This is a genomic window from Aneurinibacillus sp. XH2 (assembly GCF_001439585.2).
Classification (GTDB): Bacteria; Bacillota; Bacilli; order Aneurinibacillales; family Aneurinibacillaceae; genus Aneurinibacillus; species Aneurinibacillus thermoaerophilus.
On sequence record NZ_CP014140.1, the window covers coordinates 362,955 to 378,598 of the forward strand.

Annotated in this window: 14 protein-coding genes; 13 read left to right on the forward strand and 1 reads right to left on the reverse strand. The window is 37.5% G+C overall.

Translation table 11 applies throughout. The features are described from left to right. Positions 1–14 precede the first annotated feature (14 nt). The 6 genes from ACH33_RS01790 to ACH33_RS01815 all read left to right on the forward strand — a co-directional run bounded on the left by ACH33_RS01790 (position 15) and on the right by ACH33_RS01815 (position 6,179). The gene (locus tag ACH33_RS01790; RefSeq protein ID WP_257721595.1) at positions 15–767 is read left to right on the forward strand and encodes an ABC transporter permease; all 753 of its coding nucleotides are present in this window, start codon (positions 15–17) and stop codon (positions 765–767) included. Then, positions 767–1,993: an ABC transporter ATP-binding protein gene (locus tag ACH33_RS01795; protein WP_057897462.1), complete on the forward strand. Its 1,227-nt coding sequence runs from the start codon at positions 767–769 to the stop codon at positions 1,991–1,993. Before ACH33_RS01790 ends, ACH33_RS01795 begins: the two co-directional genes overlap by 1 nt. After that, entirely contained in the window at positions 1,993–3,492 is a 1,500-nt protein-coding gene (locus ACH33_RS01800) for a class I SAM-dependent methyltransferase (protein WP_057897463.1), read from the forward strand. Before ACH33_RS01795 ends, ACH33_RS01800 begins: the two co-directional genes overlap by 1 nt. Positions 3,493–3,499: 7 nt before the next feature. Beyond that, positions 3,500–4,561, forward strand: coding sequence for a glycosyltransferase (locus ACH33_RS01805; RefSeq protein ID WP_162264985.1), 1,062 nt, complete (start codon positions 3,500–3,502; stop codon positions 4,559–4,561). A gap of 16 nt (positions 4,562–4,577) precedes the next feature. Continuing rightward, complete coding sequence (locus tag ACH33_RS01810) at positions 4,578–5,759, forward strand: glycosyltransferase family 4 protein (RefSeq protein WP_057897465.1); 1,182 nt, start codon at positions 4,578–4,580, stop codon at positions 5,757–5,759. A gap of 162 nt (positions 5,760–5,921) precedes the next feature. Continuing rightward, the gene (locus ACH33_RS01815) at positions 5,922–6,179 is read left to right on the forward strand and encodes a transposase (RefSeq protein ID WP_057897466.1); all 258 of its coding nucleotides are present in this window, start codon (positions 5,922–5,924) and stop codon (positions 6,177–6,179) included. On the opposite strand, the gene ACH33_RS01820 is transcribed toward ACH33_RS01815, so the two are convergent. After that, positions 6,147–6,371, reverse strand: a complete 225-nt coding sequence (locus ACH33_RS01820; protein WP_057897467.1) for a helix-turn-helix domain-containing protein — start codon at positions 6,369–6,371, stop codon at positions 6,147–6,149. The two genes, ACH33_RS01815 and ACH33_RS01820, sit on opposite strands and share 33 nt — an antisense overlap. 118 nt (positions 6,372–6,489) lie before the next feature. Between ACH33_RS01820 and ACH33_RS01825 the strand changes: the two genes are divergently transcribed. From ACH33_RS01825 to ACH33_RS01855, 7 genes are all read left to right on the forward strand, one after another. Continuing rightward, complete coding sequence (locus tag ACH33_RS01825; protein ID WP_057897468.1) at positions 6,490–7,884, forward strand: sugar phosphate nucleotidyltransferase; 1,395 nt, start codon at positions 6,490–6,492, stop codon at positions 7,882–7,884. A 16-nt stretch (positions 7,885–7,900) separates the two neighbouring features. Further along, positions 7,901–9,070, forward strand: a complete 1,170-nt coding sequence (locus ACH33_RS01830) for a glycosyltransferase family 4 protein (protein WP_057897469.1) — start codon at positions 7,901–7,903, stop codon at positions 9,068–9,070. 28 nt (positions 9,071–9,098) lie between these two features. Continuing rightward, positions 9,099–10,232: a glycosyltransferase family 4 protein gene (locus ACH33_RS01835; protein ID WP_057897470.1), complete on the forward strand. Its 1,134-nt coding sequence runs from the start codon at positions 9,099–9,101 to the stop codon at positions 10,230–10,232. Then, positions 10,232–11,263: a glycosyltransferase family 4 protein gene (locus ACH33_RS01840; protein ID WP_057897471.1), complete on the forward strand. Its 1,032-nt coding sequence runs from the start codon at positions 10,232–10,234 to the stop codon at positions 11,261–11,263. The genes ACH33_RS01835 and ACH33_RS01840 overlap by 1 nt, the downstream gene beginning before the upstream one ends. A 101-nt stretch (positions 11,264–11,364) precedes the next feature. Continuing rightward, entirely contained in the window at positions 11,365–12,792 is a 1,428-nt protein-coding gene (locus ACH33_RS01845) for a sugar transferase (RefSeq protein ID WP_057897472.1), read from the forward strand. Between the two features lie 183 nt (positions 12,793–12,975). After that, the gene (locus ACH33_RS01850) at positions 12,976–13,470 is read left to right on the forward strand and encodes a tetratricopeptide repeat protein (RefSeq protein ID WP_057897473.1); all 495 of its coding nucleotides are present in this window, start codon (positions 12,976–12,978) and stop codon (positions 13,468–13,470) included. Positions 13,471–13,488: 18 nt separating this feature from the next. Then, on the forward strand, positions 13,489–15,063 hold the full coding sequence (locus ACH33_RS01855; RefSeq protein WP_057897474.1) for an O-antigen ligase family protein: 1,575 nt from the start codon (positions 13,489–13,491) through the stop codon (positions 15,061–15,063). Positions 15,064–15,644: the final 581 nt, after the last annotated feature.

Here is a 15,644-nt window from a genome sequence, read left to right on the forward strand (position 1 = left end):
GATACAGAGGATTTATTTGGGGGTTAGCAGCTCGCGATTTTCAATCTAGGTATCTTAATTCAATACTGGGTTCACTGTGGGCTATTCTTAATCCTTTAGCAATCATTGTAGTATATACAATCATTTTTTCTCAAGTAATGAGAGCTAAACTCCCTGAGATTGATAACTCATTGGCGTATAGTATTTATATGTGTGCAGGACTACTGCCATGGAATTATTTTATTGAAACATTACAACGTTTTCAAAATGTATTTTTAGAACAGGGGAACTTATTGAAGAAAGTGAGCTTTCCGCGAACTTCATTACCTATTTATGTGGTGATATCTTCGACGATTAACTTCAGTATTATTTTTGGTTTGTTTATTGTGTTTTTGTTAATAACAGGCCAGTTCCCAGGTTGGTATTTTCTTGGTGTTTTTCCTCTTTTGTTATTGCAGCAAATGTTTGCTGTAGGAATAGGGATGTTCCTTGGAACAATAAATGTATTCTTTAGAGATATAGGGCATGCGTTTGGCGTGTTTTTGCAATTCTGGTTCTGGTTAACGCCTATTGTCTATCCTATCAAAGCTGTTCCTGAGAAATTTAAATCTATTTTTGAATTAAATATTATGTATCCAATAGTTAAGTCATTTCAAACTATTTTTGTTTATCAAAAATGGCCACAATGGAATGAGCTATTCATTCCGTTTTTAGGTGCTTTAATTATGATGTTATTAGGGTATGTGACTTTTAAAAAGCTGGAAAAAGAAATGGTGGACGAGATTTAATGTCTAGAATTGAGGTTAAGAACCTAGGGAAAAAGTATAAAAAATATGCTAGAAAATGGCATAGACTGTTTGAGTGGATAACTGGTCGTAAAAAACATGAGGAAAAATTTGTTTTAAAGGGGTTATCTTTTAATGTTTTAGAAGGGGAATCCGTTGGCATTATAGGACATAATGGTGCTGGGAAAAGTACATTGTTAAAGATTTTAACAGGTACAACACAGCCTTCGGAAGGAGAATTTAAAGTTAATGGAAGGGTGGCAGCTTTACTTGAGTTAGGCATGGGCTTTCATCCTGATTTTACAGGCATACAAAATGTATATATGTCTGGACAATTAATGGGTTTATCAAATGAAGAGATTACAAGATTGCTTCCTGAAATTGAAAGATTTGCTGAAATTGGAGATTATATTCATCAGCCGTTGAGAACATATTCAAGCGGTATGGCTGTTCGTTTAGCTTTTTCGGTAGCGACCGCTATAAGACCAGATGTTTTAATTGTTGATGAGGCTTTATCTGTAGGAGATGCCTATTTTCAACATAAATGCTTTGATAGAATAAAAAAGTTTCGTAGTGAGGGAACGACAATTTTATTTGTTTCACATGATCCTGGTGCCGTCAAAAATCTTTGCGATCGAGCAATTCTTTTAGATCAGGGGATAATGATTAAAGAAGGGACACCTGAAGAGGTACTGGATTATTATAATGCAATTATTGCCAAGCGTGAAGCAGATTATAATATTAAGCAGAGCATAGGTAAAGATGGAAAAGTAGATACTAGATCTGGTAACGGTGATATTAAAATTGAAAAAGTTGAGTTGTTTTCTGGCAATCGTAAGGTGAATGCTGTCCAAGTAGGGGAAGAAATAGAGATAAAAATTGATTTGAAATGTATGAAAAAAATTGATTGTCCAACTGTTGGATTTATGTTTAAAGATAGGTTAGGGAACGAAGTGTTCGGGACGAATACTTACTACTTAAAAAAGAATATAGAAAGTTTACAAATCGGTGAAAAATTTTCTGTTATATTTAAAATTCCTGCTAATTTTGGTATAGGAAATTATAGTTTAACTGTAGCAGCACACGAGGGGCATACACATACAGCGAAGAACTACGAATGGTGGGATCATGCTGCTTTATTACAGGTTGTTCCGGGTGACGAGGCTCCGTTTGTAGGTGTGTGTTATTTAAAAGCTACAGTAGAGTTTAGTAAAGGAGTAATGGTTTAATGAAAATCGAATTTGATGATGCTGAAATTGATGTAAAAGACATAATGAGACAAATTAAAGAGAACGTTTTGGCAAGAGGAGATGTACGAGAAATCCCGGAAAAAGTAGTAGTTAACGGTCAAAATTATCTAACCGAGTTAGAAATAGAGCAACATTTATTACAAAAAACCTGGGATTATTCATTAGATTATCCTATCAAATCGAACCGTAAAGTTATTGGTCGGTTAATCGTATTTTGTAAGAGGTTAATTCGTAAGCTAATTCACTGGTATGTGAATCCGGGTGTAAAAAAGCAAATAAATTTCAATGCAAATGTTGTTCGTACTCTTAATCCTCTTATTGAACAAGTTAAGCAAATAACAGATTATAATGAAAGTCTAGAACAAAAGCTAGAACAAAAGTTAGAACAAAAGCTAGAACAAAAGCTAGAACAAAAGCTAGAACAAAAGTTAGAACAAAAGCTAGAACAAAAGTTAGAACAAAAGCTAGAACAAAAGCTAGAACAAAAGCTAGAACAAAAGTTAGAACAAAAGCTAGAACAAAAGCTAGAACAAAAGCTAGAACAAAAGTTAGAACAAAAGCTAGAACAAAAGTTAGAACAAAAGCTAGAACAAAAGTTAGAACAAAAGCTGAAACAGAGACTAAAACTTTTTGATGAAGAACAGAAAAACACTATACAACCTATTTATCATACAATAAGAGTACAAACAGAGAGATTGCGTCGGATTGAGAGAATGTTGAAAAATAAAGAAAGTAAAGTTTTAACTTCAAATGAGAATATAGACGTAGTTTCTTTAGAAGAAAAAATTAAGGAAACGGACACAGAATTTGACTACTATTTATTTGAAGAATATTACAGAGGTTCTCGAGAAGAGATTATAAATAGACAAAAGAAGTATCTAAAGTATTTTTCTGAGGGACAGTATGTTTTAGACCTTGGATGTGGGCGTGGAGAATTCACAGAACTTTTGCTTTCTAAGGGAATAAAAGTTACTTGTGTAGATATAGATGAAGACATGGTAGCATATTGCAAGGATCGTGGTTTTCCGATAGTTAAAAGTGATTTGTTTTCCTATTTAAATTCTGTTCCTGATCGTTCGGTAGATGGTATTTTCTTAGGACAAGTTATTGAACATTTAACAACCGAACAATTTATCTCACTTGTAAATATCTCTTATAGGAAGTTAAAACCAATGGGCTACTTTATTGCGGAGACACCAAATCCACGTAGTCTATCAATTTTTGCACAGAGCTTTTATATGGATCCTACCCATGTAAAGCCAGTTCATCCATATACCTCAAAGTTTGTTTTAGAATCAGCAGGTTTCTTTGATGTTGAGATACATTATTTTTCTCCAAATCATGAAAGTACACAACTTCCATACTTGGAATTAGAGGGTGTTAAGTCAAATTCACTAGATAAATTTAATCAGGTTTTGCAAGTCTGGAATGAGATAATTTTTGGTAATCAAGATTATTATGTTGTAGGAAGGAAGTAAATATTCATTGATAATTAATCAACTATTACCTTCTATCAGTCCCGGAGATGCGGTTAGTAATAGCGTCTTAAATATAATGAATTTGTTAAATGAAATGGGTTTTGATTCCAAGATTTATGCCGAATCAATTCATCCTGCAATGCAAGAGGTTGCTTTGCCTATAAGTAGTTGCCCAAAGGATTGTTCTTTGATTTATCATATGGCGATTGGTTATCCATTTGCATATAAACTGCCTAATTTTAAGGGAAAAAAAATTCTTATTTATCATAATATCACTCCTGATGTTTTTTTTAGAGATTATAAAGAAATTCAGGAGCTTTGTATAGAAGGTAGAAGACAATTAAAGTTTTTAGTACCATATATTGATTATGCTTGGGCTGATTCTGAATATAATCGATTAGAGTTAGAGGAATTGGGCTATAAAAATACACATGTAACACCAATTATTATAAACTTCGAAGATTATAAAAGAAATCCAAGTCAAAAGCTGATGGAAAAATTCAAAGCAGAAAAGCATATAACTAATATTTTATTTGTTGGTCGTATAGCCCCTAATAAAAAACAAGAAGATATTATCAAAGTGTTTTATTATTATAAAAAATATATTAATGAAGATTCTCGCTTGTTTTTGGTAGGTTCTTATAGTGGGATGGAGAGGTACTATAATGAGCTTATGGAGCTTGTTAAAGAGTTGCAGTTAGAAGATGTGTATATAACAGGACATATTTCGTTTGAAGAGATATTGGCTTATTATACAAACGCGGATCTTTTTTTATGTATGAGTGAGCATGAAGGGTTTTGCGTGCCGTTAGTTGAAGCGATGCATTTTGAAATTCCTATTATAGCCTACAAGAGTAGTGCAATAGGTGAAACATTAGGGAATGGCGGGATTCTTGTATTAGAAAAGCAATATAAAGAGATTGCAGAGTTAATGCATATCGTATTAAGCACACCTAAGATTAAAGAAAGAATGATTATAAATCAAAAGAAACGTTTAGAGTTTTTTTCTAAAAAGAATACAGAAAATATATTTAGAGAACGCATACAAGAGGTGCTTCTTGGAAGTTAATAGTGGAGGAGTTGCTATGAAGCGACGGATTGCTTTTGTAGTACAGAGGTATGGATTGGAAGTTAATGGTGGTTCGGAAGCTAGTTGTAGGATGATTGCAGAACGCTTATCTAAATATTATGAGGTAGAAGTATTAACTACAAAAGCTATTGATTATACAACTTGGGCTGATTATTACGAGCATGATATAGAAGAAATAAATGGTGTTTTTGTTCGAAGGTTTTCTACTAATCAAATAAGGAATATGGATAGGTTTGGTTCCATAACTTATGAAATACTAAATAACGATAAGAGAACTGTATATGAAGAGTTAGAGTGGATGAGACAGCAAGGACCAGTTTCTTTTGAAATGATAGAGTATATAAAAAAATATAGTAATCAATATGATGTTTTTATATTTTTTACATATTTATACTTTACTACATTTCATGGTATACAATTAGTTCCAGAAAAGAGTATTTTTGTGCCGACAGCGCATGACGAGCCATATATATATTTTTCTATTTTTCGACCTATATTCCACTTACCACGCTACAATATATTTCTTACAGTTGAGGAACAAGAATTTGTTCATAAGCTTTTTCGTAATTCATACCTTCCATTCGATGTTGCCGGAGTAGGTGTGGATGTTCCACAAAAAATTCTTTCTCAGCAACAATTTAAAGAACAATTTAAAATTGTAGATCCTTATGTTATTTATGTTGGGAGGATTGATGAATCAAAAGGTTGTAAAGAACTCTTTGATTATTTTATGCGTTACAAAGAAGAAACAAGAAATGATTTAAAGCTTGTGTTAATGGGAAAATCGGTTATACATATTCCGAAATGTGAAGACATTATACCCTTAGGATTTGTTTCGGAGGAGGAGAAATTTAGTGGAATTGCTGGAGCTAAGTTTTTAATCATGCCTTCAAAGTACGAAAGTTTATCTATGGTTGTTTTGGAGAGCCTATCTTTAAATAGGCCAGTTCTAGTTAATGAAGAATGCGAAGTTTTAAAAGGGCATTGTGAACGTGGGAATGCTGGCTTATATTACAAGAGTTATGAAGAGTTTAAAACATGTGTAAATCTATTGCTTCAACACGAGCATTTATGTAATAAATTAGGGAAAAATGGGAAAGGGTATGTAGATAAGTATTATAGATGGTCAACCATTATAGATAAATTTATACGAGCAATTGAGAGTATAGTCGTTTAGAAGCGCATGTCTTTTATTTTTTCTGTGAAAAACTTTGATTTTCATGTTGAGGCTTGTGGCTGATAGGTCTTGAAGGTTTTCTGCCTTTTTAGCCCCCTAGAGAAGTTGGACACTAAGGGTGTATTTTGATTACACTTATAGTGACAGAGGGGGAAGACATCAATGACAAGAAGAAAGTATTCGATTGATTTCAAAAAACAAGTGGTGAAAGAAGCGAAAGAGACCGGTAATTTAGCAGCCGTTGCCCGCCGTTATGAGTTATCTGCTAACATGGTGGGGCACTGGAAGCGAGAGCTGGAAAGCGGAAAACATGGAGACATCGACTTCTCTACGGTTCCTGTCCTAGATGCCGAAGAAGTTGTGAAAGAAAACGAACAACTTAAACGGTTACTTGGCGAACAAGCGCACGAGCCCCTCTAAGCCTTGTTCCCGGTAGGCTTTGACATATGTGCCCACCGTTTTTTTATTCCGGCCAATGATGGCACTGATTTGCTCATATTTGTATCCCTGCAGAAATAAAGAGATGGCTTGGTAGCGTTCATACATTCGCTTGTCTTTTGTCTGTTTCATCGCTTGTTGTACAGTTTGCAGTTCTGTTGGATGAATATTCATGTCTATTTCTCCTATCCCGTTCCTAGTTTGTTTGCTTCTATTGTAACACAGGATAGAAGAAGAATTTATTTAATTCAACTTATATAGAAGTATATTTAATGTAAGGAGACACTATAAAATGAAACTCATTTTACTTTCCGGTGGCTCGGGTAAACGATTATGGCCATTATCTAACGATTCGCGATCTAAACAATTCTTAAAAGTACTCAAAAATGATAACAATGAATTTGAATCCATGGTACAACGAGTATGGAACCAGCTTCATACAGTTGGTTTAGCAGAAGACTCTTACGTTGCCACTAGCAAATCACAAGTAGACATGCTGCATGCCCAATTAGGAACTGAAGTTCCTCTTATTATCGAACCCGAACGTAGAGATACATTCCCAGCAATCGCTTTAGCAGCCACATATCTATACTCCATGGAAGGAGTACGAGAGGATGATGTGATTTCTGTTCTTCCTGTTGATCCATATGTGGAATCGCGTTTTTTTGATCGGGTTAAAGATTTGGAAACAGCACTTGTACAATCATCTGCAGAGTTAGCGTTAATAGGGGTAAAACCAACCTTCCCTTCTGAAAAATATGGCTACATTGTCCCCAAAAAAGGTGAACATGATGTTGTAGCGAATGTATTAGCTGTTGATTATTTCGTTGAAAAGCCAAGTACAAGCCGTGCGCAAGAACTTATGAAGCAGCAAGCATTCTGGAACTGCGGAATTTTCGCATTTAAGTTGGGATACCTTATTTCTCTTTTAAAAGAAAAAAAATTACCAACTGATTATGAAGAAATGCTTCATACATATAACCAGTTGCCTAAGATCAGCTTTGATTACGAAGTGGTAGAAAAGGCTCAAAATATTATTATGCTTCCATACGAAGGCGAATGGAAAGACCTTGGAACATGGAATACACTAACCGAAGAGATGAATACGAATCTTCTGGGAAAAGGTATCATTAGCGAGGGGTGTGAAAACACGCATCTGATTAACGAACTCGATATTCCAGTTACCATTCTAGGAATATCTAATGCGGTGATTGCAGCCAGCCCGGACGGTATTCTTGTTACGGATAAAGAAGCCAGTCCCCGAATCAAAGATATTATGAAAAACTTTAATCAGCGCCCAATGTATGAAGAGCGGCGCTGGGGATGGTACCGTGTACTGGATCATACGAAAGTAGAGAATGGAAATGAAGTTTTAACGAAACGCATCGGGGTTCATGCCGGGAAAAACTTAAGTTACCAAATTCATCATAAGCGGAGTGAAGTATGGACGATTATTTCCGGTGAAGGACAATTTGTTTTAAACGATCAATTATATCATGTAAAACCGGGAGACGTCTTGCAGATTCCTGTGGGTGCTAAACATGCCATTCGTGCTATTACCGATTTACAGTTTGTCGAAGTACAAACAGGCAGTGAATTGATCGAGGAAGATATTATTCGCCTGTGTATGACATGGGAAGAAACGCTAGACTGTTGCAAGGATTGCATAGTAAAAGTTATTCGCTGATATTCTCTGAGGCCCTTTGGGAGATAATCTTCAAGGGCCTGTTTTTTTAGGAGGGATTATCATAAAGGTTTTATTTGAGTCACAGCCTTTATTAGGACGACGCACCGGCATTGGGCGTTATGTAGAGAGACTAACGGCCAGCCTGCAGGAGAATCAGGATATTGATTTGTTTTATTGGTTTAATCAACAGTTCAATGTAAAATTATTGCAAATGTTAGATGTTCCGTCGACTAAGATCAGAAATTCCCGGTATTTCTATAAGGTGATTCGGCGTTTAATGAAGCCTAACTTTTTGCATGACTTGCCTGTCGACTTAGGGGAATCGTTCGATATTTTTCATGGAGGTAATTTTATTACTTATCAAACCAGAAAGGCAAAAAATGTACTTACCATTCATGACTTAGCTTTTCTTCAGTTTCCAGAGGTGGCCAGTGAGCAGACGTATCGCCATCACTCCTTATGGCTCCCTTATTCAATAAAAAAGGCAGACCATATTATTGCTGTATCACAGCATACTAAAGAGGATATTATTCGCTATTATGATGTACCTGACGAAAAAATCAGCGTCATTTATTTGGCGGCAGACGACCAGATTAAAAAAGAGGACAGGCCTTTAAAGGAAGAAGTACAAGCGAAATATAATTTACCGGAAAAATACGCGTTGTATGTAGGGACAATTGAGCCAAGAAAGAACATCCCATTTATGCTGGAAGGATATGCTCTTGCTAAACAAAAATATAAATTTCCTCATAAGCTTGTGATTGCTGGGGCGAAAGGGTGGAAGTACGAAAAAGTATATAAGACGTTTGAAAAATATCGGTTGCATAACGATGTAATTTTTACTGGTTATGTGGAAGATATGGACTTACCTGTTCTGTATGAGAATGCGGATGTGTTCCTGTTTCCATCACGATACGAAGGATTTGGTATTCCCGTATTGGAAGCCATGCAATGTGGGGTAGCCGTTATTGCTTCTAATGTATCTTCTCTTCCTGAAATTGTAGGAGAAGCGGGGAGATTGGTATCACTGGAGAAACCGGAAGAATTTATCGATAGTATTGGTGAGCTATTGACAAATGAGGCGAAAAGAAGAGAATACGAAGAAGCGGGCAGACGACAAGCCCGGATGTTTAGCTGGAAAAAAGCCGCTTCCGAAACGGTTACTGTCTATCGGAGCTTATTGTAAGAAGAAAGTAAAAAAACAGGAGTTATATATGAAAATATTACAAGTAAATAAATTTTATCCCCCGGTCATTGGAGGGGTTGAAAAAGTTGTATATGATTTGGTAGAAGGAATGTGTTCACTTGCGGAAATGGAGGTGCTTGTTGCTAATACTGAATGGAAATATGTACAGGAAATCGAACATAAGGCAAAGATACATAGGGTTCCGAGTATTGGCACTTACTTTTCCATGCCGGTAGCTCCTACGTTTCCGCTTTGGCTTAAAAAAATTAAGACCGATATTATACATTTTCACTTTCCTTTTCCGTTAGGAGAGTTGTCTTATTTGCTTGTAGACAAGATAGCAAATATACCGGCGAAAACAGTCGTAACATGGCATAGTGATATCGTTAGGCAAAAGCGTTTTTTGAAGCTTTATCACCCTTTTCTAAAGAGATTTCTTGAAAAAGTGGACACAATCATTGCGACTTCACCGAATATGGTTGAGGCCTCTCCATACTTAAAAGAGCATAAAGATAAATGTCGGGTAATTCCGCTTGGAATTGATGTTAAAGAATGGGAAAAAACAGACAAGCTTTTTGAGAATGTGAAAAAGGTAAGAGAAGAGGTGGCTATAAAGCCTATTATTTTGTTTGTAGGACGTCTTGTTTATTACAAGGGTGTCGAATATTTAATTGAGGCGATGACAGAGATAAATGCCTCCCTTTTTCTTGTTGGCGAAGGGCCTTTAAAACCGTTATTACAAAAAAGAGCTGAGGAACTAGGAATTACGGAAAAAATAAACTTCTTGGGAGGGGCAAGCAAAGAGCAATTAGTGACATATCTGCATGCTTGTGACATTTTCGTTTTACCTTCTGTAGAGCGAAGTGAGGCTTTTGGGATTGTCCAACTTGAAGCCATGGCGTGCGGAAAGCCTATAGTAAGCACAAATTTAACTACAGGTGTGCCATTTGTAAATCAGGATGGAAAAACAGGAATTGTAGTACCACCAAAAGATATAAAATCCTTGACACAAGCTCTTACTTTCTTAATTGAAAATGAATCTGTTCGAAAGCAATATGGTGAACGAGGGAAAGAAAGGGTTTATGAGCATTTCACACGAGAGAAAATGGTACAAAGTGTATATACGTTGTACCAGGAACTCCTGGAAGGTGGAACAACATAATGGGAGATATTTATGTAAATGCTCGTTTCATGAATCAAGTTGTTACCGGAGTACAACGGTATGCTTGGGAGATTACTAATCATTTACGGGATAGAGTTCATATCATACAGCCGGGCAAGAGCTTTTCCGGAGAAGCAGGTCATTTTTGGGAGCAGATTGTACTTCCGGGCAGAATGCCGCGGAATGCTCTGCTTTGGTCGCCAGCGGGGGCGGGGCCTTTATTAGTATCTAAGCAAGTTGTAACGCTCCATGATATTGCCCATCTTGAACACCCGGAATGGTATAGTTCGAAATTTGCGGCTTGGTACCGCTGGTTGTTGCCTAAGCTTACTCGAAGAGTAGAACATATCTTGACGGTCTCGGAATATTCCAGAAGTAGAATAATAGAAATATTAAATGTGTCACCGGAAAAAGTAAGTGTTGTTAATTGTGGCATAGAAAATCACTTTTTCCAAGTGTCTCCTAAACAAATTCGACGTGTTCGACAGAAATATGGATTGCATGGGGATTATATTTTAAGTGTATCGTCCATTTCGCCTCGCAAAAATTTTGAGCGTATTTTTAAAGCCTGGAAAATAATAAATACGAAATATAAGCATGTATCACTGGTTATTGTGGGAAGTCGAAATTTGGCGTTTGCCGCAAATAAAGAGCTTGGAAAACTGCCGGAAAGAACGATTATTACGGGGTATGTGGAGGGCCAGGATTTACCGGCCATTTACGCGGGAGCCTTATCTTTTATTTATCCTTCTTTATATGAAGGTTTTGGGATTCCGATTTTGGAAGCGATGGCTACGGGAACATCGGTGGTTACATCGAATACGACGTCGATGCCGGAAGTTGCAGGGGATGCGGCTATATATGTAAATCCTTATGAAGTAAAGTCAATAGCAGAAGGGATCGAAAGGGTGATAGAGGAAAAGAAACTGCGTGAAGAGCTTGAGAAAAAAGGAAAAATAAGATGCAAACAATTTTCATGGAAACGTTCTAGTGAACAAATATGGAAGATATTATCTACGTATGCGGAATAAATCGTGAAAAAATTTCCTCCACATGTAGCATTTTGTCAGGTATATTGTTAATGAATGGAGGTTTTTATTGAGAAATCTTATTTTTTGGGGATGGCAACGGTATGAGCAGAAATTCAGTAGTCAAATTTTATAAAGTTTTGTTTTCTATTTTTGATTTATTTCTAGTAAATGTAGGAATTATTTTGGCCTTCCGTTTAAAGTTTGGTGAAGTTATACCTATGTATAACTGGTCTTCTTATATAACTATCTGGCCTTTCTTGTCTTTTGTAGCGCTTATTATTTTTTACATGTTTGACTTGTATTCCAATTGGAGAAGGAAAAGTCTATATCATCTCATTTACACCATTGTTCTTTCCATTGGGATGTTGAGTTTGTTTACGATGGCGCTTACCTTTTGGTACCGGGGATTTTCTTTTCCACGAAGCATTATCGTACTTTCGTTTATCATTCAGGTTATCCTTTTTACTTTAGTGCGTTCATTTATTTGGTGGATAGCTAAGCAGCGGTATGGACGCAGGAAAGTATTGATTATTGACGAAAATTTGGAGCAGGGCCTTCAGTTTGCTCGAAAATTTATGCAGCACACGTCCGGGTGGTTCATTATTCATAACTTTGTACCGGTAAGTGAATGGAAGCGGATGATGAACCTTATACAAGAAGTGGATGTCGTATTGCTTAGCCCATCGCTTAGCCGGGAACAGCAGGCTGATATTTTGAGTTATTGTTCCCGTTATGGTAAGGAAGTGTTGCTTGTACCGGAACTGTTTGAACTCTTTATTCTTGATGCCGAACCCCAGCAAATTGACGACATGTTGGTATTGTCCGTACAGCCTCCGGGATTAACCGCTGCACAATTGTTTTTGAAGCGTGCATTTGATATCGTGGTGTCCGCGGTTTTAATCGTATTGTTAAGCCCTATCATGCTTGTCCTGTTTATTCTCGTTCCGCTTACATCGAAAGGGCCGGCGATTTTCAAGCAGGAACGAATCGGCCGGAACGGCAAAGAATATATGATTTACAAGTTTAGAAGTATGGTACATAATGCGGAGCAGAAGACAGGCCCGACCCTGGCGACGGATGACGATCCGCGCATTACGCCGTTAGGGAAGTTTATCCGGGCCACAAGGCTGGATGAGATTCCACAGCTTTTTAATGTATTGAAAGGGGATATGAGTCTGGTTGGGCCCCGGCCGGAACGTGCTTTTTTTATCAATCAATTTAAGGAGAATTTACCCGATTACACATATAGAATGTCTGTGAAGCCTGGCATTACCGGCCTGGCGCAGGTGATGGCAAAGTATAGTACGACGGTAGAGGATAAGTTACGGTTTGATTTAATGTATGTACGTAACTATTCGCTGGCGCTTGATATTAAAATTTTGTTGCAGACATTGCGGGTCGTTTTTCAGTGGGAACAATCGAGCGGGGTAAACCATAATCAACAGCTTTATGAACAAGATTTAATCAAGAAATTGAATCTTGAAATAGCCGTGGGACAAGAAAAAATCGTGGGCAAAAGAAGAAGCTAGGCATTTTTACAGGGAAGCTCCCTGTTTTTTTGTCGTTTTCTTTTCAACCGACGTGCCACAAAGCGGCCGTTTGTCTTCTATGTGGAAAAAGATAAGCCAGTGAGTTTTTTGTTGGATAGGCAGGATGATTAGCAAGATTTGTCGAAACGAGTAAAGGGCAAAAGGAGAAATGGAGGAAGTGCAATGGAAGAAAAGGTCTCAGGACGAACGCGAAATAATATTGTATATAGCTTACTTGGGTTGACACTTATCGGTATCATCACTGCCATAGTCATGGGAGGAAACCAGGATAAAGTGTATCAAGCGGATGCGCAAGCATATATGCAGGCGCAAAAACATTTGCAGCAAAACCAATTTGCCGAAGCGGAGAAAGTACTAAAACCGTTGCTTGCCACACATTCAGACAGCTACATATTGCAATGGCGATACGCTTCCAGTTTTGCCGGTCAGGGTAAATATGATGAGGCGGAAAAATATTTTATTCAGGCGCGGAAGCAAAGGCCATTTTTAGTGAGGAATCAGAAATATCTTGTTCAGTATGGAGAGGTACTATATAAGAAGCAAAACTATCAAAAGGCAAAAAGATATTTAGAAGAAGCGAAGAAAGTAAATACGAATCCACAGTTATCCGCACAGGCAGACGCCATGCTGAGAGAGATGGCGACGAAATATAAATAACGAAGGAGGGGAAATAAAGTGAGCACAAAACAGGGAATGAATATTGATCAAATGCTGAATATGGAAGGACAGAAAAGCGCGGATCGAGTCTTAATCTGGGGGTTACTGTTTGCGCTTGCTGTTATTCCATTGCTAACAAGAGCCGCCATTTTTCCCTTCTTCTCTCCTGTGATTACAGGTACGTCACTTGATACGGGGATGAAGGCGGATATTTTTACATATTACAAATTTATCTGGCTTATGCTTGTAGTTGCATTTGCTATTTGTGTTTTTGTATACAAGATGTTGGCCAAAGGGTATCAGATTCAACCAAGCTATATAAATTTTCCGCTTCTTATCATGTTTGTGTTTGTCCTGTTATCCGGTGTATTTGCGGAGTATAAAACGCTTGCGATGTTTGGACAGTACAACCGACATGAGGGAACGCTGACGTACCTTGGCTATTTTATTCTTTTCTTTATTGCCGCTAATATTTTGTATACAGAAAAGAAAATGGATCTTCTTATTTATGCGCTGTACCCGCTTTTATTCATCAATGCCGGGCTTGGTCTCGCGTATTTTTATGGTTACGATATACTGAATAATGCCTTTTTCCAGGGGATTCTGCTTCCGGCCGGATTATCGAAAGAATCATTAAACGGATTCGTGAGCAGTACCATTAACAATCCTAACTATGTTAGCGGGATTGCCGGTATGCTTGTTGTACTGTTTTTGACAAAAGCCTTGCTTTCTGGCCAAGGAAAGAAGAAGGCATTGGATATTATTTGTGCCGTTGTTGCGTTTGCTCTTTTGCTTAGTTCGTTGTCAACCAGTGGCTTTGTTACGTTCGTTGTGCTATTGCCGCTTATTTTTGTAATGGTTTTACTAAGACGAAACAAAAAAGCCGCGCTTTTACCAGCATTAGTTATACTCATTGCGTTCCCGTTAGTTTTCTTTGCTATGAATAGCCATAATTCGCTAGTATGGAAGGAGAGTTTAGGCTTTTTCTTTGGAACTTCCAGCGGGGCAATGGAAGGGAAGAACAGCGCAGGCGAAGCAATTGGATGGAAAGATTTTGTACAAAAGCATTCCCCGTTTTCTGTGCATGTTGCTAGTGCGGCAACCGAGTCTGGAAATGCAGACGACGAATTCAACTTACCGCCGCAGGGCTGGGCAGCGGGAACGGGGCGTGTCTATATATGGTCCAAAACACTGGAACTTATTCAGGCAAACCCGTTCCTTGGCTATGGAATGGATACGTTAGCGTATTACTTTCCGCAGGACGATCCGTATAAAAATTCGGGAATCAATGATCCGAACACGATTGTGGATAAGCCGCATAACATGTACATTGGGCTGGCATTTGGTTCAGGGGTAATCATGTTGCTGGCATTTCTCGTTCTTATTGTGCGTCATGCCTGGCAGCATGTGCTCCTTTTTAAAAGACGAATTCAGACAGAACGGCAGGCGATTCTCGCCAGCTTGTTTGCCGGATGGTGTGCGTACCTTGTACAGGCTATGTTCAATGACTCGGTTATCGGGACAGGGTTTATTTTCTGGATTTTGTTTGGGGTTAGTGTTTCTTTGCTGAGAGAAGAGAGAACCGAATCTTAAGACAGAATCAGTTCATGAAAAAACGATAGGTTTTTGTACCTGCCGAAAAAAATTTTTTTCGGCAGGTGCAACTTTTTTTAGGTTTCATCGTCTAATAAGATGTAAGTCAAATGACAGAGGATGAATATTTCAAAGAGAAAGTAGCAAACCAAAAAATACATTAGATTTTGCGCAACTTTTCTCTATGAATATTCGTCTATATTAATGCAGTATATTGCAGATATGTCTAACAAGTGAATAGATGCATTTTTTACTAGCTTCTCTATTTACTTTTAGACTGGGGCATTGTATACTGTGCTTTGTGAGACATGAAATAGTAGATTATACCAGAGTCATTCTATGATTTAGTCTCACGTGAAACTTTCATTATACTACATTGTACATAAGAAGAGCTCTACTCCTCGAAAGGGGGTGAAGGTACATAGTGGGAGTAAGAGGCTCGAGATATATAGATAAACAATACTCTCAACCGAACCGAAAGCGGAAATGTTCCTTCACAATGAAGACACGTGTTTACTGACGGCTAAGAATCGGAATGGTAAACACGGTGGCAAATTCCGCAAAAATATTACCCTAACTTA

Excerpts from the sequence above, each read along its gene's own strand:
- ACH33_RS01795 (WP_057897462.1), top strand. The coding sequence starts at position 767 with ATGTCTAGAATTGAGGTTAAGAACCTAGGGAAAAAGTATAAAAAATAT.
- ACH33_RS01800 (WP_057897463.1), top strand. The coding sequence starts at position 1,993 with ATGAAAATCGAATTTGATGATGCTGAAATTGATGTAAAAGACATAATG.
- ACH33_RS01810 (WP_057897465.1), top strand. The coding sequence starts at position 4,578 with ATGAAGCGACGGATTGCTTTTGTAGTACAGAGGTATGGATTGGAAGTT.
- ACH33_RS01815 (WP_057897466.1), top strand. The coding sequence starts at position 5,922 with ATGACAAGAAGAAAGTATTCGATTGATTTCAAAAAACAAGTGGTGAAA.
- ACH33_RS01820 (WP_057897467.1), bottom strand. The coding sequence starts at position 6,371 with ATGAATATTCATCCAACAGAACTGCAAACTGTACAACAAGCGATGAAA.
- ACH33_RS01825 (WP_057897468.1), top strand. The coding sequence starts at position 6,490 with ATGAAACTCATTTTACTTTCCGGTGGCTCGGGTAAACGATTATGGCCA.
- ACH33_RS01835 (WP_057897470.1), top strand. The coding sequence starts at position 9,099 with ATGAAAATATTACAAGTAAATAAATTTTATCCCCCGGTCATTGGAGGG.
- ACH33_RS01840 (WP_057897471.1), top strand. The coding sequence starts at position 10,232 with ATGGGAGATATTTATGTAAATGCTCGTTTCATGAATCAAGTTGTTACC.
- ACH33_RS01845 (WP_057897472.1), top strand. The coding sequence starts at position 11,365 with ATGAGCAGAAATTCAGTAGTCAAATTTTATAAAGTTTTGTTTTCTATT.
- ACH33_RS01850 (WP_057897473.1), top strand. The coding sequence starts at position 12,976 with ATGGAAGAAAAGGTCTCAGGACGAACGCGAAATAATATTGTATATAGC.